At 72.1% G+C, this 22,794-nt stretch carries 18 protein-coding genes; 5 read left to right on the top strand and 13 right to left on the bottom strand.

The window, feature by feature from the left end; all coding sequences use genetic code 11:
* The first annotated feature begins 4 nt into the window (after positions 1 to 4).
* The 3 genes from ACIBAG_RS41820 (at position 5) to ACIBAG_RS41830 (ending at position 5,625) form a co-directional block, all read left to right on the top strand.
* Positions 5 to 1,537: a penicillin-insensitive murein endopeptidase gene (locus ACIBAG_RS41820; RefSeq protein WP_399112857.1), complete on the top strand. Its 1,533-nt coding sequence runs from the start codon at positions 5 to 7 to the stop codon at positions 1,535 to 1,537.
* A gap of 10 nt (positions 1,538 to 1,547) precedes the next feature.
* Entirely contained in the window at positions 1,548 to 2,411 is an 864-nt protein-coding gene (locus ACIBAG_RS41825) for an amidohydrolase family protein (protein ID WP_399112859.1), read from the top strand.
* A gap of 118 nt (positions 2,412 to 2,529) precedes the next feature.
* Entirely contained in the window at positions 2,530 to 5,625 is a 3,096-nt protein-coding gene (locus ACIBAG_RS41830) for an AAA family ATPase (RefSeq protein WP_399112861.1), read from the top strand.
* A 69-nt stretch (positions 5,626 to 5,694) separates the two neighbouring features.
* Here the strand turns inward: ACIBAG_RS41830 and ACIBAG_RS41835 are convergent, their stop codons facing one another.
* From ACIBAG_RS41835 to rpe, 3 genes are all read right to left on the bottom strand, one after another.
* Entirely contained in the window at positions 5,695 to 6,111 is a 417-nt protein-coding gene (locus ACIBAG_RS41835) for a barstar family protein (protein WP_399112863.1), read from the bottom strand.
* A 310-nt stretch (positions 6,112 to 6,421) separates the two neighbouring features.
* Positions 6,422 to 7,465, bottom strand: a complete 1,044-nt coding sequence (locus ACIBAG_RS41840) for a sugar-binding transcriptional regulator (protein WP_399112865.1) — start codon at positions 7,463 to 7,465, stop codon at positions 6,422 to 6,424.
* 78 nt (positions 7,466 to 7,543) lie between these two features.
* Positions 7,544 to 8,230, bottom strand: coding sequence for a ribulose-phosphate 3-epimerase (gene rpe / locus ACIBAG_RS41845; protein WP_399112867.1), 687 nt, complete (start codon positions 8,228 to 8,230; stop codon positions 7,544 to 7,546).
* A 146-nt stretch (positions 8,231 to 8,376) separates the two neighbouring features.
* Here rpe and ACIBAG_RS41850 point away from each other — a divergent pair, with 146 nt between their 5' ends.
* Positions 8,377 to 10,551 (top strand): MMPL family transporter, encoded by a 2,175-nt coding sequence (locus ACIBAG_RS41850; protein WP_399112869.1) that lies wholly within the window; start codon positions 8,377 to 8,379, stop codon positions 10,549 to 10,551.
* Positions 10,552 to 10,567: 16 nt separating this feature from the next.
* Here the strand turns inward: ACIBAG_RS41850 and ACIBAG_RS41855 are convergent, their stop codons facing one another.
* Complete coding sequence (locus ACIBAG_RS41855) at positions 10,568 to 11,986, bottom strand: RsmB/NOP family class I SAM-dependent RNA methyltransferase (protein ID WP_399112871.1); 1,419 nt, start codon at positions 11,984 to 11,986, stop codon at positions 10,568 to 10,570.
* Between the two features lie 117 nt (positions 11,987 to 12,103).
* Complete coding sequence (gene fmt / locus ACIBAG_RS41860) at positions 12,104 to 13,036, bottom strand: methionyl-tRNA formyltransferase (protein ID WP_399112873.1); 933 nt, start codon at positions 13,034 to 13,036, stop codon at positions 12,104 to 12,106.
* Positions 13,037 to 13,422: 386 nt separating this feature from the next.
* Between fmt and ACIBAG_RS41865 the strand changes: the two genes are divergently transcribed.
* The gene (locus tag ACIBAG_RS41865; protein WP_399112874.1) at positions 13,423 to 13,965 is read left to right on the top strand and encodes a hypothetical protein; all 543 of its coding nucleotides are present in this window, start codon (positions 13,423 to 13,425) and stop codon (positions 13,963 to 13,965) included.
* Positions 13,966 to 14,136: 171 nt separating this feature from the next.
* Here ACIBAG_RS41865 and ACIBAG_RS41870 read toward each other — a convergent pair whose 3' ends face one another.
* The 8 genes from ACIBAG_RS41870 to ACIBAG_RS41905 form a co-directional block, all read right to left on the bottom strand.
* Positions 14,137 to 16,326 carry a primosomal protein N' gene (locus tag ACIBAG_RS41870; protein ID WP_399112876.1) on the bottom strand — a complete coding sequence of 730 codons (2,190 nt, stop codon included), beginning with the start codon at positions 16,324 to 16,326 and terminating at the stop codon, positions 14,137 to 14,139.
* A 150-nt stretch (positions 16,327 to 16,476) separates the two neighbouring features.
* Entirely contained in the window at positions 16,477 to 17,685 is a 1,209-nt protein-coding gene (gene metK, locus ACIBAG_RS41875; RefSeq protein ID WP_399112877.1) for a methionine adenosyltransferase, read from the bottom strand.
* A 227-nt stretch (positions 17,686 to 17,912) separates the two neighbouring features.
* Positions 17,913 to 19,115 carry a bifunctional phosphopantothenoylcysteine decarboxylase/phosphopantothenate--cysteine ligase CoaBC gene (coaBC, locus tag ACIBAG_RS41880; protein WP_399112879.1) on the bottom strand — a complete coding sequence of 401 codons (1,203 nt, stop codon included), beginning with the start codon at positions 19,113 to 19,115 and terminating at the stop codon, positions 17,913 to 17,915.
* Positions 19,116 to 19,238: 123 nt separating this feature from the next.
* The gene (gene rpoZ / locus ACIBAG_RS41885) at positions 19,239 to 19,511 is read right to left on the bottom strand and encodes a DNA-directed RNA polymerase subunit omega (RefSeq protein WP_003988945.1); all 273 of its coding nucleotides are present in this window, start codon (positions 19,509 to 19,511) and stop codon (positions 19,239 to 19,241) included.
* 84 nt (positions 19,512 to 19,595) lie between these two features.
* Complete coding sequence (gmk, locus tag ACIBAG_RS41890; protein ID WP_399112881.1) at positions 19,596 to 20,153, bottom strand: guanylate kinase; 558 nt, start codon at positions 20,151 to 20,153, stop codon at positions 19,596 to 19,598.
* Positions 20,154 to 20,212: 59 nt separating this feature from the next.
* Positions 20,213 to 20,536 carry an integration host factor gene (locus ACIBAG_RS41895; protein ID WP_003977346.1) on the bottom strand — a complete coding sequence of 108 codons (324 nt, stop codon included), beginning with the start codon at positions 20,534 to 20,536 and terminating at the stop codon, positions 20,213 to 20,215.
* 287 nt (positions 20,537 to 20,823) lie between these two features.
* Positions 20,824 to 21,669 carry an orotidine-5'-phosphate decarboxylase gene (pyrF, locus tag ACIBAG_RS41900; RefSeq protein ID WP_399112883.1) on the bottom strand — a complete coding sequence of 282 codons (846 nt, stop codon included), beginning with the start codon at positions 21,667 to 21,669 and terminating at the stop codon, positions 20,824 to 20,826.
* Positions 21,666 to 22,781, bottom strand: a complete 1,116-nt coding sequence (locus ACIBAG_RS41905) for a quinone-dependent dihydroorotate dehydrogenase (RefSeq protein ID WP_399112885.1) — start codon at positions 22,779 to 22,781, stop codon at positions 21,666 to 21,668. Before ACIBAG_RS41905 ends, pyrF begins: the two co-directional genes overlap by 4 nt.
* Positions 22,782 to 22,794: the final 13 nt, after the last annotated feature.

A 22,794-nucleotide genomic window follows, 5' to 3' on the forward strand; every position in this document is an offset into this window, starting at 1 on the left:
GGACATGGCGCTGCTCACGCAGACGCGGCCGGCGCGGGCGGAGCGCAACCGCGCCTACGCGGGCACGCTGGGCTGGGGCGCTCGGCTCGTGGACGTGCGGCGCGCCCTCAATCCCCGGCGCACGGTATGGGACGACGCCGCGCTGGTGACCGAGACGTACCGGTGGCAGGCCAGGACCGGGCTGCCGGCCGACGGGGTCATCGGACCGGCTACCTGGGCGTACCTGAGGGTCGCAGCCGGGCTCGACAAAGATCCGGCGATCTCGGCCCAACTCCCCGCTCAGGGTCCGGGTTTCTACGCGGACGGCCGACGCGACCGGCAGTTCGCCCGGTCCGAGACGATCAGGGCACTGCTGGCGGCCGCACAGGGCTGGCACCGGTCCCACCCGGACGGCCCGCGGATCGGTATCCGGGAGATCTCCCTGCGCGGCGGCGGCCCCATCTCCGGTCACGGCTCCCACCGGCTGGGCCTGGACGTGGACATCCGCCCGGTACGCGCCGACGGCCAGGAGGCCCCGGCCCGCTGGGACCGGCCCGGCTACGCGCAGTCCCTCACCCAGGAACTCGTCGACCGACTGCGGGGGAACGGCGTTCTGCCGGTCCACTTCGTCCTGTTCAACGACCCCGGAGTCAGGGGCGTACGGCAGTGGGCCGGCCACGACGACCACCTGCACGTCCGCTTCAAGCCGCCGGAGACGGCCTCGCCGGCCGCGGCCGGGCTTCCCGGAACCGGACGGATCGCCGCCCCGCCCGCGCCTGCCGCGCCACGGGCCCGGCCGCCGCACAGGAGCCCGGTAGCCGCCACCACGGCCCCGCCCGGCCGCCCGGACGGGCACACGGGGGTCGTCACCTCCCTGCCCACGAGCGCCCCGCCCCTGGGCACCCTGGTCGCCCCCCATCCGTTTCCCCCCTACCGCTTCCTCCCGGACGACCTGCTGTGGACCGCACGTTTCCTCGTCGGCGAAACCGGCGGGCGACGGGACGGGCCCGAGCAGGCAGCGGTCGTATGGGCCATGCTCAACCGGTACGCCCTGCTCACCCGTGACAGGCACCCCACGTTCCACGCGTTCCTGCGCGCCTGCTCGCCCCCGCTGCAGCCGGTGCTGCGGAACTGGCGGACGACCCGCCGGGCCCTGCGCCACGCCGACTTCGTCCGCACCGGCGGCACCTTCGGCCCGCCGGCCCCGCCCGGCATGCCCAGGGGGCAGCGCGCCCGGTACCTGGAACTCCAGCTGCGGCCGTGGGACCAGCTGCCCCGGGCGGCCCGCTCCCTCGCGGTACGGGCACTGACCGGAGCACTGTCCAATCCCGTCGGCGCCGCCACGGAGGTCGGCTCGACGCGCCAGTACTTCCGCGACCGGTTCGGGCGGTATCCGAGTCCGCGGGAGTGGCAGGCGTACACGGAACGCTTCGCGGCCGACCAGGGCTGGCGGTGGATCGGGCCGGTGCCGGGGCTGGACCAGCGCGGCAACGCCTTCTTCGTGCGGCGCCGCCTGGCATCGCTGCCGCCGGGCGCCGTGCGTGTGCGCACGCCGTGAGGAGCGGGGCATGGTGATCGACTGCCACTGTCACGCCGGCCGGGGCCCGGATCTCTCCGGTCCCTGGGACACCGCCCCGCTCGGCGCGTACGCCCGCCGTGCGAGGGCGGCCGGCATCGGCCACACGGTCCTGCTGCCGGTCTTCCACTCCGACTACGCCGTCGCCAACGCCCAGGTGGGGCGGATCGTCGCGGCCCGTCCCGACCGGTACAGCGGCTTCGCCATGGTCCACGCCGGGCGGGACGCCGGCCGGATCCACCCGCTGCTCGCCGAGGCCACCGGTCGCTGGGGGCTGCGCGGCATCAAGGTCCACCGCCACGACGCGCGGATCTCCCGCGAGGTGTGCGAGGCGGCCCGCTCCTTCGGACTGCCGGTGCTCTACGACGTGATGGGCGAGGTCGCCACCGTGGAACTCTTCGCCACCGCATACCCCGACGTCGACTTCGTCATCCCGCACCTGGGCAGCTTCGCGGACGACTGGGAAGCCCAACTCGCCCTCGTCGACCATCTGGTCCGCCATCCGAACGTGTACGCCGACACCTCGGGCGTACGCCGGTTCGACATGCTGGAACGCGCCCTGGAGCGGGCGGGTCCGGGGAAGTTGCTCTTCGGCTCCGACGGACCGTGGCTGCACCCCGGCGTGGAGCTGGCCAAGGTGCGTGCGCTGGGGCTGGCCCCGGCCGACGAGAGGAAGATCACCGGAGGGAACCTGCTGCGTCTGCTCGGAACGACGTTCCATGCCGCGGGGAGCCGCCATGCGCTACGTCATCGACCTGTACCGCTCGGGCCGGGAGATCCACGGCCAGGTCCTCGTGGAGGGCGCGGCGGTGCCGGTGCCTTTCCGGGGATGGCTGGAGCTAGTACGACTGCTTGAGCCGCCTCCTCCGCCAACTGAGCCAGCTCGGCGCGGAGTTGCGGATTCTGGTTGAACGGAGCCCGGCCGCCCGCCACCGTGAGTCAGTCAGCGCCGGGTGAGCCTCGGGGGAGCCGTCATGACCGTCCTCTCGTCCGCCCCCGCATCACCACGGCCGGACGCGCCGGACACCGACCCACCTCCCGCCTCCACGCGGGCCACGAACCCGGAGCACGCCTTTTGCGGGCGCGAGCGTGAACTCGCCCTGCTGGGCGGCCTGGTGACCGGGACAGCCGACGGAGCCCGCCTGGCCTGCGTCGACGGCCCGGCGGGTATCGGCAAGACCGCGCTGGTGCGGGAGTTGCTCCACCGGCACCCCGTGCGGGCCTGCCGGGTGGCCGGTGAGGAGAACGAGTCGACGCTGCCGTACGGGCTGCTGGGCAGGCTCCTGGACCGCCTTCCGGCGGCAGCGGACGGCGGGACGCGCGGCGCGTCACTGCGGGACGTCGCCGACCCGTTCGTCGCGGGGGCGCGACTTCTCGACGCCTTGGGGCAGTCGAAGGACGACACGCCCCTCGTCGTGGTCCTCGACGACGCACAGTGGGCGGACGTCCCCTCCCTGGACGCGACGGCCTTCGCGCTGCGCCGGCTGGGCGCGGACCGGGTACTCGCCGTGGTCGTGACCCGGGACGCCGCCGACCCGGCGGTGCCGGAGGGCATGCGCCGCCTGCTGGCGGACGACGACACCGTACGGCTGACGCTCGGCCCGCTGGGCGTGGCCGACATCGCCGGGCTGGCCGCCCGGCTGCTCGACACACCGCTGCCCTCGCACGCCGCCGCCCGGCTGCACGATCACACCGGCGGCAATCCGCTGCACGTCCGCGCCCTGCTGCGTGAGGTCCCCGCCGAGGTGTTGGCCGGGCCGGACGACTCACTGCCGGCGCCCCGCTCGTACAGCCTGCTCGTGCTCGCCCGCCTCGCCCGCTGCGACCGTGCGGCCCAGGACCTGGTGGCCGCGGCGAGCGTCCTGGGCACGCGCTGCGACCTGCGTGAGGCCGCGCGCCTCGCGGATGTCGCCGATCCCCTGCCGGCCGTTGAACAGGCCATCGGCCAGGACCTCCTGCGGGAGAGGTTCATGCCGGGGACGCACGAGGTGTGTTTCCCGCACCCTTTGGTGCGGGCGTCCGTCTACCACCACCTGGGCCCGGTCCTGCGCACCCGGCTGCACACCCGCGCCGCCGAGGCGGCCACCGACCCGTTCGGCGCCCTCTGGCACCGGCTGGGCGCGGCCGACGGCACTGACGAGGTTCTGGCCGCCGACCTCGCCTCGGTCGCCGACGACGAGGCCGCCGCCGGTCACTGGTCCGGCTGCGCGACCCTGGCCCGGCACGCCTTCCGCATGGCCCCCTCCGGCCCCGGGCGCGACCGGCTGGCCATCGCGGCGGCGGACGCCCTGCTCGCCGACGGCCGGGTCGACGAGGCCGCCGCCCTGATCAAAGCCCTGGCCGGCGCGTCGACGGCAGCGGGACACCGCTGTGCCGACAGCCCGGAGCCGACGACCGCAGAGCACCGCGGCGCCCAGGACTCCGCCACGACGGGACCCCGGCGAGGCCACCAGGCCGACGACCCCGATACGGCGGAACCGACACACCCCCGCCACACCGCCGCCGCCGGCAGGACAGGACCCGAACCCCGCCACCACACCACCGACCCCGACAGGACGGGACCCGAGCCCCGCCCCCACACCCCCCACCTCGACATGACAGACCCCGGTCCCCGCCGCTGCGCCAAGGACCCCGGGGCGGCGACAGCGGCCCGGCAGCGCTACGCCGAGGGCCATCTGGCGTTTGTGCGAGGGCAGTTGGCGGATGCCTGGAACCTGCTCGGCGACGCATGGGCGCACTGCGACCCGGCCGCCGACCCCGCACTGGCCCAGCGCATCGCGGAGCGCCTCGCCGCCCTCTGCCTCGTCCATTGCCGGGGGGAGGAGGCGGCGCGCTGGGCCGAGCGCGCGACAGCGCTCAGCACGGCCCCCGCCAAGGGCGGCACGCTGCGCTACTGCCATCTGGTCGCGCTGGGCATGACCGGTGCCGCCGAGCGCGGCGTGGCGCTCACCCGGGACCTGCCCGCCGCCGCCCTCGTCCCGCCGGAGGACGCCGATCTGCTGCTGGGGCGCGGGCTGCTGCGGATGTGGTCGGACGACCTCGAAGAAGGCCGGGACGACCTGCTCGCGGCCGCGCGAATGACCCGCCTCGGGCCGGTTCCGCTACGGGTGCTGGCGGACACGCACCTGGGCCAGGCCGAGTTCCGCGCGGGGCGATGGGACGAGGCCGTGCTGCACCTCGGTGTCGGCTGCTCCGTCGCCACCGACGCCGGCCAGGCGTGGCTCGCGCCCTTCGGGCACGCGGAGCTGGCCATGGTCCTGGCCCTGCGCGACGACAGGGCCGGCGCCGCAGCCCATCTGGCGGAGGCGCGGCGGGTTCTGGGCGATGCCCGGGACGTGGTCACGCTGATGGCCATGGCCAGGAGCCGGGCCTGGCTGGCCATGGCCCGCGGTGACCATCCGGAGGCCGTCCGGGCGCTGCGCCCGCTGCTGGACCTGCGCACGCCCGCCGAGCCGGCGTTTCTGCCCTGGCACGACCTGCTCGCTCACGCTCAGCTCGCCGTCGGCGCCCTCCAGGAATGCGCCGCGACACTGGCCCGCCTCGACGAGCTCACCCAGGCGACAGGACGGAGGTCGGCGCTGGCCGCCGCCTCACGGGTGCGTGGCGGCCTGCTCGCAGCCCGGCAGCGCCCCGAGGCCGCCGAGGAGGCGCTCCGGACAGGTCTCCGACACGCCGCGACGGTCGAGAACCCGTTCGACTCCGCACGGCTGGCCCTCGCCCTCGGGATCTTCCTGCGCCGGACCGGTCGCCGCGCCGCCGGGGCCGAGTACCTGCTCACCGCTCACGGCGTCTTCACACAGCTGGGCGCGGTGTGGCTCGCCGGCCACTGCGCGCGTGAACTGGCCGCCTGCGGGCAGCCCGTGGGCCCGGGCGCGGCAACCCCGCTGTCGCTGACCCCACAGGAACTGGCGGTGGCCCGCCTGGCCGCCGATGGCCTCTCCAACCGCCGTATAGCCCATGAGCTGGTCCTGAGCGTCAAGACCGTCGAGTACCACCTCAGCCACGTCTACGCCAAGCTGGGGATCGCATCCCGATCGGAGCTGCCGGCGAAGCTGGCACCGAAGACCTAGACCTCGGCCCGGCCAGATGCGACCGGTCCGGGCAAGCGCCGTCCCGATCCAGCCCAGCGCCGTCCCGCTCTAGCCGAGCGCCATCAGGACGACCAGGCCTGTGTCCGTCCCCCGCCAGTGCGCCACGGCGTCGGCGAAGATCTCCTGCAGGACCCCCCACTCGTCGGGGCTGGCCGCCGCGTACGCCTGCCATTCCCGGACCAGGATCAGCCGCCCTCCACGCGAAGGCCACCATTCCAGGTCGGTGAGGCAGTCGGCGAGGGCGTCCCAGTTCGCACCGAACCAGTCGGGCAGCCGCAGCGCCTCGGTGCAGGCCGTCATCAGTCCGGCCTTGTCGGTGACGCCGGAGAGACCCAGGACGGCGGTCTCCCAGCCTGCCGCGCGCGCCGCGTCCAGGGCCGCTGTCGTGGGCAGCCCGGCCGGCCAGGACAGGACGCTCGGGGGCACACTGCCCGTGAGCACCGGCGCGAGCGGATTGTCGGTCATCTCAGTACCGCCCTGAACAAGTCGTAGTGATCGCCGAGGTAGTGGATCTCGCCGCCGCGCCCGATGCCGATGTTCCGGGGCCGCGATCGCGTGCCGTCGTCGACGCACCCGCACGGCCGGACGGGCCCCGCGCGGCGCCCGCGTGGACGTCCGCGTGGATGTCCGTGTGGTCGAGCGGCCCGGCGGTAACAGAATGTCCCGCACAAGCACCGGGAGACGAACCGCAGCGCCGTGCCGACGCTGTCACAACGGCCGTCTCCCCGTACCCTCCGTTCGCCTGCGGCGCGCCGGCTCAGACCGTGACGTTCCGTCAGTGTCCGTCCGGATCGGCCCTGTTGAGCGCCGGCTTCGGTGTGGTCCCCGCCGTCATCAGCACGTCTGCCGCCGAGGTGTCCGTCACCAGGCTGGTGACGAGCCCCGAGCGCAGCACCGCGTCGATCGCGGCCGCCTTGCGCGCGCCGCCCGCGATCGCGACGACCTCCGGGATACGGCGGAGCTGGTCGGCCTTGACCGTGATGCACCGCTCCCCCAGGTCCCGCCCGACCCGGCGCCCCTCGGCGTCGAAGAGGTGCGCGGACATCTCGGCGGCGACACCGAGGGAGGCGTAGTGGGCCCGCTCCTCGTCGCTGAGCATGTCGTGCACCGTCGAGATGCCCGGCTCCCAGGAGCCGATGGAGACACAGGCGACCGTGACCTTGTCGAAGTACTCGAAGGCCCGGGCGATCCCGGTCTGGTGGCGCAGCGCCGCCGCGGTGGCCGCGTCCGGCAGCAGCATGGGCGCGTAGATGGGGTGTGCGTCGCCGCCGGAGACCTGCGCGGCCCGCCGTACCGCCTCCACCGAACCGCGCTCGGCGGTCCCGGCGTCGTACACGCCCGTCAGCTGCACCACGGTGCAGGGCGGCAGCCGGTCGAGGGCGGCCGCCATGTGGATGGTGGACCGGCCCCACGCCAGTCCCAGCACATCCCCCTCGTTCACCAGCTCGCCGAGCAGGTCGGCGGCCACTTCTCCCAGGTTCTCGGGGTCGGGCGTCTCCTCGGCCTCGGCCGGGGACTCGACCACCACGGCATGCCTGAGGCCGTACCGGGCGCGGAGCGCGTCCGAGCGCTCGGCGTCCAGTTCGGCCGGCACGCGGATCTCGATGCGCACCAGATCCCGTTCGAGAGCGGTCTCCAGGACCCGGGCCACCTTGAAGCGGCTGACGCCGAACTCCTCCGCGATCTGGATCTTGGACTTGCCCTCGAGGTAGAAGCGGCGGGCCATGGCCGCCGCCTGCACCAGCTCAGCGGGTCCCATCCGCATGGCTGACCGGCCCGCCGACATACCCGACACGGCGATCTCCTCACTGCTGTTCACACTCTGGATTCGCCGTTCATCCTTGCAGATCCGGCGCTCTTGATCCGCCCTGATGGGCGCCGTTCACGTTCCCTTGGCTCAGTGGTCGCATGCCCAGGCGGCGGACCTGGTCACCGCCTCCGCCTGAGCGCGCAGCGCACGGACCGCTTCGGCCGGGTCCTCGGCCCCGTACACCGCCGATCCGGCGACGAAGACATCGGCGCCCGCCTCGGCACACCGCTCGATCGTCGACGCGGAGACCCCGCCGTCCACCTGGAGCCACAGCTGCAGGCCGTGCTTGCTGATCAACTCGCGGGTGCGGCGGATCTTCGGAAGCATGATGTCGAGAAACGCCTGACCACCGAAGCCCGGCTCGACCGTCATGATCAACAGCATGTCGAGTTCGGGGAGCAGGTCCTCGTACGGCTCGATGGGCGTCGCGGGCTTGAGTGCCATGGAGGCACGGGCACCCTTGGCCCTGATCTCCCGGGCCAGCCGCACCGGGGCCGCGGCGGCCTCGACATGGAAGGTGACCGAGGAGGCCCCCGCTTCCACGTACTGCGGTGCCCACCGATCAGGGGCCTCGATCATCAGATGGCAGTCCAGCGGAGTGTCCGTCGCACGGGCCAGGGACTCTACGACCGGCACGCCGAGCGTGAGGTTCGGGACGAAATGGTTGTCCATGACGTCGACGTGGAGCCAGTCGGCTCCCTCGACCGCCTTGGCCTCGTCCGCGAGGCGGGCGAAGTCGGCGGACAGGATGCTGGGGTTGATCTGCACGGCCATGACCCAAGCCTGCCATGCCGGAGCACGAATGTTCGCGCCGGTACGGACCTGAGACGTTCATCGGATGTTGTGCCCGGGCCGCGCGTGCCATGCTGGGCGACCGACCGGACGGTCGACCGGATCGTTGTGCGGCTGCGGGGGTGGCCATGACGAAGGTCCAGAAGTTCCAGGAGAAGAGGCAGCCGACGCGGCCGGGACAGCGGGGCATCGCGCATCTGGTCTGCGGGCGGCGCGCCAAGTGGCTGGTGCTCGTCCTGTGGCTGGTGGTGCTGTTCCTGATGGCGCCCTTCGCCCAGAAACTGACCGACGCCCAGGACAACGACGCGGCCTCCTGGCTGCCCGGCTCCGCCGAGTCCACCCAAGTCCTGGAGATCTCCGAGAACTTCAGGCCGGAACAGATACCGGCGATCGTCGTCTACGCCCGTGACGGCGGCCTGACCGCACAGGACCGGGCCGCGATCACCGCGGACGTGGGCCGGCTGAAGCAGCTCACCGACCACGGCATCCGGGGCGCCGAGACGCGGGGCCCGGTGTTCGACCGTGAGGCGGACCCGCGCGCGGCCCAGGTGCAGGTCCCGATCACGATGGACGAGAAGGGCTGGGAGCGCATAGCGCCGGCCGTCGACTCCGTCCGGGACGTCGTCGGCACGGGCGATGGCGGTCTGACCGTGCACATCACGGGCCCGGGCGGCACATCCGCCGACTTCGCCGAGGCGTTCGAGGGCATCGACTCCACACTCCTGCTCTCGGCGATGGCGGTCGTCATCGTCATGCTCCTGCTGACCTACCGAAGCCCGACCCTGCTCCTGATCCCCCTCCTCGCCGTGATCGCCGCCCTGTTCACCGCGCAGGCCTTCATCTACCTCCTGGCGGAGCACACGGGCCTGACGGTCAACGGCCAGAGCGCCGGCATCCTCACGGTCCTGGTCTTCGGCGCGGGCACGGACTACGCACTGCTCCTCGTGGCCCGCTACCGGGAGGAACTGCGCCGCCACGAGGACCGCCACGAGGCGATGGCACTCGCCCTGCACCGCGCGGGTCCGGCGGTGATCGCCTCCGGCGCGACCGTCGTCCTCAGCATGCTGGTGCTGCTCGCGGCGGAGATGAACTCGACGAGCGGCCTCGGCCCGGTCGCCGCGATCGGCGTCGCGGTCGGCCTCGTCGCGATGCTCACGCTCTTCCCCGCCCTCCTCGTCATCGTCGGCCGCTGGATCTTCTGGCCGGTGATCCCCCACCTGGGCACGGAGAACCCGGACCAGCGAGGCATCTGGGCCCGCATGGGCCGCCGTATCTCCCACCGCCCACGCACGACCTGGATCGCCACGGCCATCGCCCTGGCGGTCTGCTCCCTGGGCCTGGTCCAAATGCGCGCCGAGGGTCTGAGCAACGCCGACGCGTTCACCGACAAGCCGGACTCGATCACCGGCCAGGAGGTCTCCGCCCGCTACTTCCCGGCCGGCGCCGGCGACCCGCTGGTCATCGTCACCAACCAGGCACAGGCCGAACAGGTGGGCCGGACGGTGGCCGGCACACGCGGCGTGGTCCCCCAGTCGCTCGGCCTTCCGCCCGGCGCGAAGCCCTCCTACGACGGCAAGGTGCTCTTCGAGGCGACGATGAGCGATCCCGCCGACAGCGAGGCGGCGAAACAGACCGTCGAACGCGTACGGGACGCCGTCCACGCGGTCCCGGACGCCGACGCGCGGGTGGGCGGCGGTACAGCGGCCCTCTTGGACATGGACAGGGCAACGACGCACGACAACGTGCTGATCATCCCCCTGGTCCTGCTGGTCGTCCTGCTGATCCTCTGCGCGCTGCTCCGCGCCCTGATCGCCCCGCTCCTGCTGATCGGCACGGTGATCCTGTCCTTCACGGCCGCCCTGGGCATCAGCGCACTGGTGTTCCGCCACCTCTTCGACTACGCGGGCGAGTCGACGGACTTCCCGCTCTTCGTCTTCCTGGTGGCCCTCGGCATCGACTACAACATCTTCCTCACGACCCGTATCCGCGAGGAGGCCACGCACCAGGGCACCCGCCCCGGCGTGCTCACCGCCCTTGCCGCCACCGGCGCGGTCATCACCTCGGCCGGCCTGGTCCTGGCCGGCACCTTCGCAGCCCTCGGCACCCTTCCCATGGTGGCCTTCGCCGAAATCGGCTTCGCGGTCGCACTGGGGGTGCTGCTGGACACCTTCATCGTCCGCTCGGTCCTGGTGACGGCACTGTTCCTGGACGTGGGCCCGAAGGTCTGGTGGCCGCACAGCCTGGCGCGGCAGGAAGAGCCGGCGCCCCATGCCGACCCGTCTTCCAGCCCGTCCGGCGTTTGAGGACGAGGCCCCTGGGTCAGCCCACCCGCCGGATCAACGCCAGATACATCGCATCCGTCCCATGCAGATGAGGCCACAACTGCACATCAGGCCCCTCCCCCAACTCAGGCACCCCCGGCAACAAGCCCCGAGCATCAATCAACTCACCGTCACCCCGCTGCTTCAACACGTCCTCGACAACCGCCCGCGTCTCGGCAAGATGCGGCGAGCAAGTGGCGTACCCCACCACCCCACCCACCCGCACGGAGTCGATCGCCGCCCGCAACAACCCCCGCTGCAGCGGCGCGAACCCCTCCAGATCCTCCGGCCGCCGCCGCCACCGCGCCTCGGGCCGCCGCCGCAACGCCCCGAGCCCGGTGCAGGGAACATCCACCAACACCCGATCAAAGCTCCCGGCCCGCCAAGCCGGCCGCGTCCCGTCGGCGGCGATGACCTGATACGGCCCCGGATTTCCCTCCAACGCCTTGGCCACCAGCCCCGCGCGATGCGGCTGCTTCTCGGAGGCGAGCAACGACGCCCCCCGCTCGGCGGCCAACGCCGCGAGCAACGCGGCCTTCCCACCAGGCCCGGCGCACCCGTCCAGCCACCGCTCATCGCGCCCGTCCAACGGAGCATTGGCAAGGGCGATGGCAACGAGCTGACTCCCCTCGTCCTGCACCCCCGCACGCCCTTCCCGCACGGCCTCGATGGCGCCCGGCTCCCCACCCTCGGCAAGCCGCACGGCATAAGGCGACCAACGCCCCGCCACCGTGGCCTCCTCCCCGAGCAGTTCCTCGGTCGTGGCCCGCCCCGGCCGCGCGACCAGCGTCACCTCGGGCCGCTCGTTGTCGGCCTCCAGCAACCGCTCGATCCCGTCCCGCCCCCCACCGAGCGAGTCCCACAGCGCCGAGACGACCCACCGCGGATGCGAGTGCACCACGGCGAGGTGGTCCTCGGGATCCTCGTCGTACGGCGGCGCGACCCTCTCGATCCACCCGTCGAGATCGTCCTGCGCGACCTTGCGCAGCACGGCGTTGACGAACTTGGCCCGCCCGTCCCCGAGCACGACACGGGCGAGTTCGACGGAGGCGGAGACCGCGGCATGCGACGGAATCCGCGTCCCGAGCAGCTGATGCACACCGAGGCTGAGCACATCGAGCACCGGCGGGTCGACCTCACGCAGCGGCCGGTCCACACAGGCGGCGATGACGGCGTCGTACGTCCCCTGCCGCCGCAGCGTCCCGTACACCAGCTCGGTCGCGAGCGCGGCGTCCCGCCCGTCGAAGTCACCCTTCTCCCGCGCCTTCCGCAGCAGCGGCGGCAGCACGAGATTGGCGTACGCGTCCCGCTCGTCCACGGCGCGCAGCGCCTCGAAGGCGAGCAGGCGGACGGGGTCCTTCTTGGGCCGTCGGTAGGGCTTGCCCGGTTTGCGGGGCCGACGAGAGGTGTCGCTCACGAAAAAGGTGCTCCGGATTGCTGGATCGAGATACGCACACAGCGTACGTCGCACCAGGGTCCCGGCGCGCAGGACGGTCCGCCGGCCGACCTGCGAGCGCACCCGCCCGATCGGAGCTCAGACCCCGAGGATCTCGCCGTCGTCGATCCTGACCCCCCGGGCCCAGTCCGCGGCCCGCATCGGCTTCTTGCCCTGGGCCTGCACCCACAGCAACTCGACGGCGTACGACCCGGTTCCGACGTACACGTTGTTCTTCCCGACGGAGAGCGCACCGGGCGCGAGATCGTCCCGCCCCGGCACCGGCTGCACCTGGATGAGCTTGAGACGCTCACCGCGGAAGGTGGTCCAGGCGCCCGGCGCGGGGGTGCACCCACGCACGACCCGGTCGACCCGCAGGGAAGGCGCGCTCCAGTCGATGTGGGCGTCCTCGACGTTGACCTTGGGGGCGAGGGTGATCCCTTCGGTCGGCTGCGGTACGGCCTTCAGCGTGCCGTCCTCGATCCCGTCCATGGTCGCGGCCAGCAGCCCGGCGCCGGCGAAGGCGAGCCGGGTCAGCAGGTCACCGCTGGTGTCGGTGGCCCGGACCTCCTCGGTGACGGTGCCGTAGACGGGCCCGGAGTCGAGCCCTTCCTCGATCAGGAAGGTGGACGCCCCGGTGATTTCATCGCCCGCCATGATGGCGTGCTGCACGGGTGCGGCCCCACGCCAGGCGGGCAGCAGCGAGAAGTGCAGGTTGACCCAGCCGTGGGCCGGGATGTCGAGGGCGACGCGCGGCAGCAGGGCTCCGTAGGCGACGACGGGACAGCAGTCGGGCGCGATCTCCCTGAGCCGCTCCAGGAATTCGGGGTCGCGCGGCTTGGCCGGCTTCAGCACCTCGATCCCGGCTTCCACGGCCCGCTCGGCCACCGGGCTGGCCACCAGCCTGCGCCCACGCCCGGCCGGCGCGTCGGGCCGCGTGACGACGGCGGCCACCTCGTGCCGCCCGGAGGCGATCAGAGCGTCCAGAGCGGGAACGGCGACCTCGGGGGTACCGGCGAAGACAAGCTTCATGGGTGGGCACGGGCCTCTCGGGCGGGGTTGGCTTGGGCAACGCACAAGTCTATGGCTGGCCACCACAAGGGCTCACGTCGGCGGCACCAAAGACCATCGAACCGCTCCCGCGAGCGCAGAGCCGCCGACGGCGCGCGACTCCCGCGGGAGAGTCCAGCCCCTTGCCCAACTGGAAACGTGTGGTGCGCGGACGGGCAGGCAGCCAAGGCCGAAGGCCGAGGCGCACACCCCGCGCGCAGGGGCGTAGGCATATGCCCATACGCCCCCACTGCGTGACCCGCGGAGCACTCCCGCGTTGGTCAAGAAAGAGTTGACCACAACGGGCCGCATGCGCCGCATCCGTATCCGCGGCCCACTCCTTCAACGCCGGTTCGAGAGGCTTGTTCATGGCCGACCACGCAACCCACGACGCCCAGGCTCGGGCCAGCCTGCACTTGCTGGTGCGGGACATCGAGCGGGTCCGCCGGCAGGTGGACGCACTGCGCACGCTCACCGCGCAACTGGGCAACGTCTACCGCCCGCGCCGCTCCGGTCCCTCCACGGGCTTCGTCGTCTACGGACGCGCCCCCGCCCCGACGGTCCGCCTCGCCCAGGAGCTGCGGGACAGCGTCGAAACCCTGGTCACGGCAGCCGTGGACTTCGACCGCTCACTCGGCTTCTCCTGGGACGCGGTGGGTTCCGCGCTCGGCGTCACCAAACAGGCGGTCCACCGCCGCTACGGCGCACGCCGCGCCGCCGCCCAGGCAACGGCCGAGGCCGAGCGTTCGACCGAGCCGTCGGGAACCCGCACGGTCAACGTCACCACCGCCATCCCCACGGTGCCGACGGTCCCCGCGGCCCGCTCCATGCCGACGCAGCCGACGGCAGGCAGCCCCGGCCTGCGCGACGAGGCCAGGCCCACGGCCTTCCCCGGCCCGCGCAACGGCTGACCCCCCTAACTCTGCCCTCCCGGAGCGCACCCGGGAGGGCAGAGCCATGCCGGTCCACCAAAAGCCACCCATCGGCACGAGGCCCTCACCGGCACCCGGCACACCCGATATCAGCGGCACTCGGGATACCGGCGGCAGACCGCACACCGCTGGCACCCAGACATACGGCCGTCACCCGATATCAGCCGGATCAATCCGAACCCACACCCGCTCCACGGCCTCACCACCCCCACCACGACTCCCACCGCCACTTCCACTTCCCCGAGCCATCCGCGCCGCCTGCGCCGCCTTCAACGCGGTCGCCAACGCGGCCCCCCGCCCCGGCGGCACCCGGATCAGCGCCCGCTCCCAGTGCTCCCCGGGCGGCGGCGCCCCCACGCGCCGCGGCCGCCCCACCGGCGTGACAGGCAACGGAACAGGCCCCAACACCTCCGCCTCCGGCGGCAGTTCGAGCGCACGGAGGAACTCGGCGACCGCCTCCCCCGACCCGGACACGGACGCCATACGGGACACCGGCGGAAACCCCAGCTCGGCCCGCTCCGCGAGCTCCCGCACCGCGTGCCCGACCGGGTCCCACCGCACCAACGCCTGTACAGGCCGCAGGGTGGGCTCGGCGACGACCACCACCGTCCCGCCGACCCGCTGCGGCCGTACCAGCGACGCGGCCGCGATCCACCGCCGCAACGCGTCCTCCCCAGCCCGCAGATCGGGACGCCCGAGCATCGCCCAGCCGTCCAGCAGCAGTGCCGCCGCATAGCCGCCTTCGGCGACCGGCTCGGCCCCGGGCGTACTCACGACCAGCGAGGGCGTGCCCGGCACGGTGTCCAGCACATGCTCGCGCCCGGACGTCCGCACCGGAACGGCGGGAAAGGCCCGCCCCAACTCCTCGGCGGTCCGCCGCGCCCCCACCACCTGAGCCCGCAGGCGGAACGCACCGCACTCCGGACAGTGCCAGGCGCCCTCGTCACGCCCGCACCACCCGCACTGCAGATCGGCTCCGGAACCCCGCGCCTCCAGCGGCCCGGAGCAGTGCCGGCACCGAGCGGGCGCCCGGCAGTTGGCGCAGGCCATCCGCGGCACGTACCCGCGCCGGGGCACCTGCACGAGCACCGGCCCGTGCCGCAGCCCCTCCCGCACCGCCTGCCAGGCGAGCGTGGGCAGCCGGGCGGCCCGAGCCGCCTCGTCCCGCGCGAGATCCCCGTCCCCGACGGTCCGTACGAGCGGAGCCGCGCCCCGCACCTGCTCGCGCCCGGCGACCAACGGCCGGGCCCAACCGCTCTCCACGAGCTGGGCGGCCTCGACCGTGCAGCTCCAACTCCCCAGCAAGAAGCCGCACTTGTCCTGCGCCGCACGAAGCAGAAGAACTTCCCGCGCATGCGGCTGCGGAGCATGCTGCTCGCTGTGGCTGTCGTCGCCGTCGTCCCAGAGGGCGACCAACCCAAGATCGCGCACCGGGGCGAACATGGCGGCCCGAGTCCCCACGACCGCCCGCACGCTCCCCCGCCGCACCGCGAGCCACTCCCGATACCTCTTCTCGGGCCCGGCGTCCGCGGTCAGCACCGCATGCCGTCCCTCCCCCATCAACGAGGTCAGTGCGGCGTCGACCCGCGCGACTGCTCTGCCGTCCGGCAGCACGACGAGCGCCCCGCGCCCGGAGGCCAGCGTCGCGCCAACGGCCCGGGCCAGCTCCTCACTCCACTCGGGTCCGGGCAGCGCATTCCATACGGCACGCGGCGCGCCCCCGGCGGCCAGTGACTCCAGGAAGGCGGCACCCCGCTCATACCGCCCCCATGACGCCACCTCGGGCACACCAGGCACCGGAAGCGGCTCCGGCGAAGGCCGCTGCTCGGCCCGGGCACTGCGCGGCGGCACGGCAAGCTGCAGCACATCGGCAAGCCCTCCGGCGTACCGATCGGCAACGGCCCGGGCAAGACCCAACAGCTCCTCGCTCAACACCCGCTCAGGGGACACGACCTGCGCGAGAGCCGCCAGCGGCCCGGAGTAGTCGGACTCGGCGACCCGCTCGACAAGGAACCCGTCGATGAGCCCCCCGCCCTCACGCCGGCCCTCACGCACCCGATGCCGCCCGGCCCCGAACCGCACGCGCACCCGGACGCCCGGCTGCGCGTCGGCGTCCAGCTCCTCAGGAACGGCGTAGTCGAAGTACCGATCCAGGTGCAGTACACCCTTGTCGACCAGCACCCGCGCCACGGGCAGCTCCTTGGCCAGCGCGGCCCCCCGCCAGGTCCGCGGCTTGGCCTTGGGCACCTTGGCCTTGCGCACGCTCTCCCGAATGAGCGCAAGCTGCTCGGGCGGCGCCCCCTCGGCCCCGCCGCCCGTCTGCCCGTTCTCGCTGCTCACGCTTGCATTCTTACCAAACGCCACTGACAACCGACGGCGCCCGAGTTCCCCACGGCAACGGAGCGCGCGTCCTCCCCAACCACGTCGGACACACCGAGGCCCGGCGCCCTTTGGGGCACCGGGCCTCGTACAAGCCAGTGGAGCCGGGTCTTACAGCCCCGCCGCCTTCCGCAGCGCCTCGACCCGGTCCGTCCGCTCCCAGGTGAACTCCGGAAGCTCGCGACCGAAGTGACCGTACGCCGCGGTCTGGGCGTAGATCGGGCGCAGCAGGTCCAGGTCGCGGATGATCGCGGCCGGGCGGAGGTCGAAGACCTCGTCGATGGCCTTCTCGATCTTCTCGGCGTCGATCTTGGCCGTGCCGAAGGTCTCGACGAACAGGCCGACCGGCTCGGCCTTGCCGATCGCGTACGCCACCTGCACCTCGCAGCGCGCGGCCAGACCCGCCGCGACCACGTTCTTGGCGACCCAGCGCATCGCGTACGCCGCCGAACGGTCCACCTTGGACGGGTCCTTGCCGGAGAACGCGCCACCACCGTGCCGCGCCATACCGCCGTAGGTGTCGATGATGATCTTCCGGCCGGTCAGACCCGCGTCACCCATCGGACCGCCGATCTCGAACCGCCCGGTCGGGTTCACCAGCAGGCGGTAGCCGTCGGTGTCCAGCTTGATGCCCTCGTCCAGCAGGGCCTTCAGCTCCGGCTCGACCACGAACTCCCGGATGTCCGGGGCGAGAAGGGAGTCCAGGTCGATGTCGCTCGCGTGCTGCGAGGAGACGACCACCGTGTCCAGACGGACCGCCTTGTCACCGTCGTACTCGATGGTGACCTGCGTCTTGCCGTCCGGGCGCAGGTAGGGGATCGTGCCGTTCTTGCGGACCTCGGACAGACGCTTCGACAGGCGGTGCGCCAGGAAGATCGGCAGCGGCATCAGCGTCGGCGTCTCGTCCGTCGCGTAGCCGAACATCAGGCCCTGGTCACCGGCACCCTGACGGTCCAGCTCGTCCTCGTCGCCCTCGACCCGGGACTCGTACGCCGTGTCGACGCCCTGCGCGATGTCCGGCGACTGCGAGCCGATCGAGACCGAGACTCCGCAGGAGGCGCCGTCGAAGCCCTTCTTCGAGGAGTCGTAGCCGATCTCGAGGATCTTGTTGCGGACCAGCGTCGCGATGTCCGCGTACGTCTTGGTCGTGACCTCTCCGGCCACGTGCACCAGACCGGTCGTGATCAGGGTCTCGACCGCGACCCGGGAGGTCGGGTCCTCGCGCAGAAGCGCGTCGAGAATGGTGTCGCTGATCTGGTCAGCGATCTTGTCGGGGTGACCCTCGGTCACGGACTCCGAGGTGAACAGGCGACGGGACACAACGCTCCCTGGGGTTGCAGCGGCTGCTGGCTGATCATTGGCGGACGGGACGGGGGCTGCGCCCGGCGTCGTCCGAGGACAGTTTATCTGTCGTGCTCGGTCACGGACCCCCTGTCTCGCCTCTCGGGAGCGCTGTGACCTGCGGCACGGGCATTCTGCCGAATGCCACGCGCTCTGGCCAGGGTCGCCACACCCGAATCGGGGGAGGCCCGCAGCGCATCAAACATTCACCCCAGTCGCCGCGTCACCAGGTCCCACACAATTTCGGCCAAGGCTTCCTTGGGCCCGTGCGGTACGGGCGTCTCGCTGCCGTCGGCGCCCAGTACGACCGCCTCGTTCTCCTCGGAGCCGAAGGTCTTGCGCTCGCCCACCTCGTTCACCACGAGGAGGTCGCACCCCTTGTGCGCCAGCTTCTTGCGGCCGTTCGCGAGGACGTCGTCCGTCTCGGCGGCGAAGCCGACGATCACCTGTCCCGGGCGGGCCCGGTCGGTCGATATCTCCGCGAGGATGTCCGGATTCCGCACCAGGACGATGGGCTCCGGCTCCTGGTCGTCCTTCTTCTTGATCTTTCCGGCGGCGTAGGAAGCGGGGCGGAAGTCCGCGACCGCCGCCGCCATGACCACTGCGTCGGCGTCCGCGGTCGCCTTGAGGACCGCCTCCCGCAGCTGTACGGCAGTGCCGACCTGCACGACGTCCACGCCCGCCGGGTCGGGCAGCCCGGTGTTGGCCGCGATCAGCGTCACCCGGGCACCCCGGGCGGCGGCGGTGCGGGCGAGGGCGTAGCCCTGCTTGCCGGAGGAGCGGTTGCCGAGGAAGCGGACGGGGTCGAGGGGCTCGCGGGTGCCGCCGGCGCTCACCACGACGTGCCGGCCCTTCAGGTCCGGCTCGGTGACCCCCCGGGCCAGCACCCTGCGGCAGACCTCGAAGATCTCGGCCGGCTCGGGCAGCCGCCCCTTGCCCGTGTCGACGCCGGTGAGCCGGCCGACGGCGGGCTCGATGACGACCGCGCCCCGTCGGCGCAGCGTCGCCACGTTCTCCTGGGTGGCCGGGTGCTCCCACATCTCGGTGTGCATGGCGGGGGCGAAGACGACCGGACAGCGGGCGGTGAGCAGGGTGTTGGTCAGCAGGTCGCCGGCGAGGCCGTGCGCGGCCTTGGCGAGCGTGTCGGCCGTGGCCGGGGCGACGACCACCAGGTCGGCGTGCTGGCCGATGCGGACGTGCGGCACCTCGTGGACGTCGTCCCAGACCTCCGTCGAGACGGGGTTGCCGGACAGGGCGGACCAGGTGGCGGCGCCGACGAAGTGCAGTGCGGAGGCGGTGGGCACGACCCGGACGTCATGGCCGGACTCCGTGAGTCTGCGCAGCAGCTCACAGGCCTTGTACGCGGCGATGCCGCCACTGACCCCCAGAACGACCTTCGGCTTGTCCACCGTCTCTCCCCGCAATCGGCTCGCGTGCGCCAGGGACGAGCGCACGACTCCACTACACACCACAGGCCCGGCAGTCGCGCTGCCGGGCCTGTGGAAAAGTCAGCCGCAGGCTGTAAATCGCACTTACTGCGCCGGGCCCTCGACGGCCTCGGACGTCAGCAGACCCGCGTTGATCTCGCGCAGGGCGATCGAGAGCGGCTTCTCGTGCACGTGGGTGTCGACGAGCGGACCGACGTACTCGAGGAGGCCCTCGCCGAGCTGCGAGTAGTACGCGTTGATCTGGCGGGCCCGCTTGGCCGCGTAGATCACGAGGCTGTACTTCGAGTCGGTGGCCTCGAGGAGCTCGTCGATCGGCGGGTTGATGATGCCCTCGGGCGCGGAGATGGAAGAGGACACGCTCTACCTTCCGATGGATGGGAAAGATTCAGAGTGACTGATCAAGCCTGAACGAAATGATCAAGCTTGGACGATCAGTCACGATCACACAACGTCCATCAAGGCTAGCAGCTCGCGCGCCACGTCCTCGACGGAGGTGTTGACCAAGGTCACGTCGAACTCCGGCTCGGCCGCCAGCTCGACCTTCGCCGCGTCCAGGCGGCGTTCGATCACCTCGGGCGGCTCGGTGCCACGTCCGGTGAGTCTGCGCACCAGTTCCTCCCAGGAGGGAGGAGCCAGGAACACCAGCTGGGCCTCGGCCATGGACTCGCGGACCTGCCGCGCGCCCTGGAGGTCGATCTCCAGGAGGACGGGCTCACCCGCCTCCAGCCGCTCCATCACGGCCGCACGCGGCGTGCCGTAGCGGTTGCCGGCGAACTCGGCCCACTCCAGCAGCTCGCCGTTGGCGATCAGCTTGTCCATCTCGTCGTCGGTGACGAAGAAGTAGTGGACTCCGTGCCGCTCGCCGGGGCGGGGCTTGCGGGTCGTCGCCGACACCGAGAGCCAGACCTCGGGGTGTTCCTTGCGCATATGGGCGACGACCGTGCTCTTGCCGACCCCGGAGGGGCCGGAGAGCACGGTCAGCCGCGGACGTTCACTCATGCAGCGATTATTCCAGCAATCCCGGAGTGCCCGGGACTCCCGGTCCGGAGGGCCCGGACTCAGGAGCCGGTGCTGCCGAACTCACGCTCCAGGGAAGCGATCTGGTTGGAGCCGAGACCGCGCACGCGGCGGCTCTCGGAGATGCCGAGTCGCTCCATGATCTGCTTGGCGCGGACCTTGCCCACGCCCGGCAGGGACTCGAGCAGGGCGGAGACCTTCATCTTGCCGATGACGTCGTTCTCCTGACCCTGCTTGATGACCTCGTGAAGGGAGGCGCCGGAGTGCTTGAGTCGATTCTTGACCTCGGCCCGCTCCCGGCGAGCCGCGGCGGCCTTTTCGAGCGCGGCTGCGCGCTGTTCAGGGGTAAGGGGCGGAAGAGCCACGCCTACGTCACCTCGGATGTCGAACTGTCGGATACGGACCGGTGAGGAACCTAGTCGCCCCACACCTGGGGAGCTACGAGCAACACGCTTGCCCGTTCACTCTCGTCGGAGACTAGCGGGCAAGTCCGCCAGAGTCAGCGAGAACAGCGGAAAAGTCCTGGTCAGCCTCCGTCAGGCCGGACATTTAGGACATAATGCCCCGGATTTGAGGATGTATTCAGACTCAAGTCCGCCCCGAGTCACTCGTCGGAGGTCTCCCGCGGGGGCTCGAACGTCCCTGACGACGGTCAGTCGGCCGACACAGCCGCGCGGACCTCATCAGCGAAGCGTGACGCGGCCTCACGCAGCGCGACGACGTCGGGTCCGTGCCGCAGCACACCCCGGCTGACGTTCGGCACGACATTGCGCACCGCGGCGCCGAACACCCGCGGCAGATCGGCCGGTGTGGCCCCCTGGGCCCCGATGCCGGGCGCGAGGAGGGGACCGTTGATGTCGAGGTCGTACCTGGACAGGTCGCCGAGCGTGGCGCCGACCACCGCGCCGAAGGACCCCATGGGCTCCTCCCCCACGTTTTCGGCCGCCAGGTGCGCCAGCATGGTCGCGCCGACGTCACGGCCGTCCGCGCGGACCGCGTGCTGGACCTCGCCGCCCTCCGGGTTGGAGGTCAGCGCGAGGACGAAGAGGCCGGTGCCGCTCTCGCGGGCCAGCGCGACGGCCGGTGAGAGCGAGCCGTAGCCGAGGTACGGCGAGACGGTCAGCGCGTCCGAGAACAGCGGGGAGTCCTTGTGGAGGAAGGACTCGGCGTAGGCGGCCATGGTCGAACCGATGTCGCCGCGCTTGGCGTCCATCACCACCAGCGCACCGGCAGCCCGCGCGTCCGCGACCGACTTCTCCAGGACGGCGACGCCACGCGAGCCGAAGCGCTCGAAGAACGCGCTCTGCGGCTTGAGCACGGCGACCCGGTCGGCCATCGCCTCGACGACCGTGCCGCTGAACCGCTCCAGGCCGGCCACGTCGTCGTTCAAGCCCCATTCGGCCAGCAGGGACGCGTGCGGGTCGATGCCGACGCACAACGGGCCGCGCTCGTCCATGACCCGGCGAAGTCGTGCGCCAAAGGGCTCCAGAGCACTCATGCGGTCTTCCTTGCCTTCCTGACATCGGCGCCGACCGCGTCGGCGAGGGTGGCGTACGGGCTGGTGCGCAGCCGGGCGGCGAGGCCCTTGTGGATGGCGCGGCCCCAGAAGGGACCCTCGTAGATGAAGGCGCTGTATCCCTGGACCAGGGTGGCGCCCGCCAGGATCCGCTGCCAGGCGTCCTCGGCGTTCTCGACACCGCCCACGCCCACCAGGACGATCCGGTCGCCCACGCGCGCGTACAGCCGCCGCAGGACCTCCAGCGAGCGCGCCTTCACAGGCGCCCCGGAGAGCCCGCCGGCCTCCTTGACCAGTGAGGGTTCGGATCTCAGACCGAGTCCCTCGCGCGCGACGGTGGTGTTCGTGGCGATGATCCCGTCCAGGCCCAGCTCCACGGCCAGGTCGGCGACCGCGTCCACGTCCTCGTCGGCGAGGTCGGGCGCGATCTTCACGAGCAGCGGAACGCGACGGCTGGTCACCGTACGGTCGGCGGCCTCACGGACGGCGGTCAGCAGGGGGCGCAGCGCCTCGGTGGCCTGGAGGTTGCGCAGGCCGGGCGTGTTGGGCGAGGAGACGTTGACCACCAGGTAGTCGGCGTACGGCGCCAGCCGCTCCGTCGACTTCACGTAGTCGAGGACGGCCTCCTCCTCCGGAACGACCTTGGTCTTGCCGATGTTGACGCCCACGACGGTCCTGAAGACCGGCTCACGGGACGCCAGGCGGGCCGCCACGGCCAGCGAGCCCTCGTTGTTGAAGCCCATGCGGTTGATCAGCGCCCGGTCCTTCACCAGGCGGAACAGCCGCTTCTTGGGGTTGCCCGGCTGGGCCTCCCCCGTGACGGTGCCGATCTCGACGTGGTCGAAGCCGAGCATCGACATTCCGTCGATCGCGACCGCGTTCTTGTCGAAGCCGGCGGCGAGCCCGAAGGGGCCGTGCATCCGCAGCCCGAAGGCCTCGGTGCGCAGTTCCTTGTAGCGCGGCGCGAGGGCGGCCGCGACGAACGTGCGCAGCACGGGGATGCGCACGGCCAGGCGGATCCACCGGAACGCCAGGTGGTGCGCCTGCTCCGGGTCCATCCACTGGAAGACCAGACGGAAGAAAATCTTGTACATGTCGGTGTCCTCT

Origin of the sequence: Streptomyces sp. NPDC051243, assembly GCF_044455405.1 — a bacterium.
GTDB lineage: Bacteria > Actinomycetota > Actinomycetes > Streptomycetales > Streptomycetaceae > Streptomyces.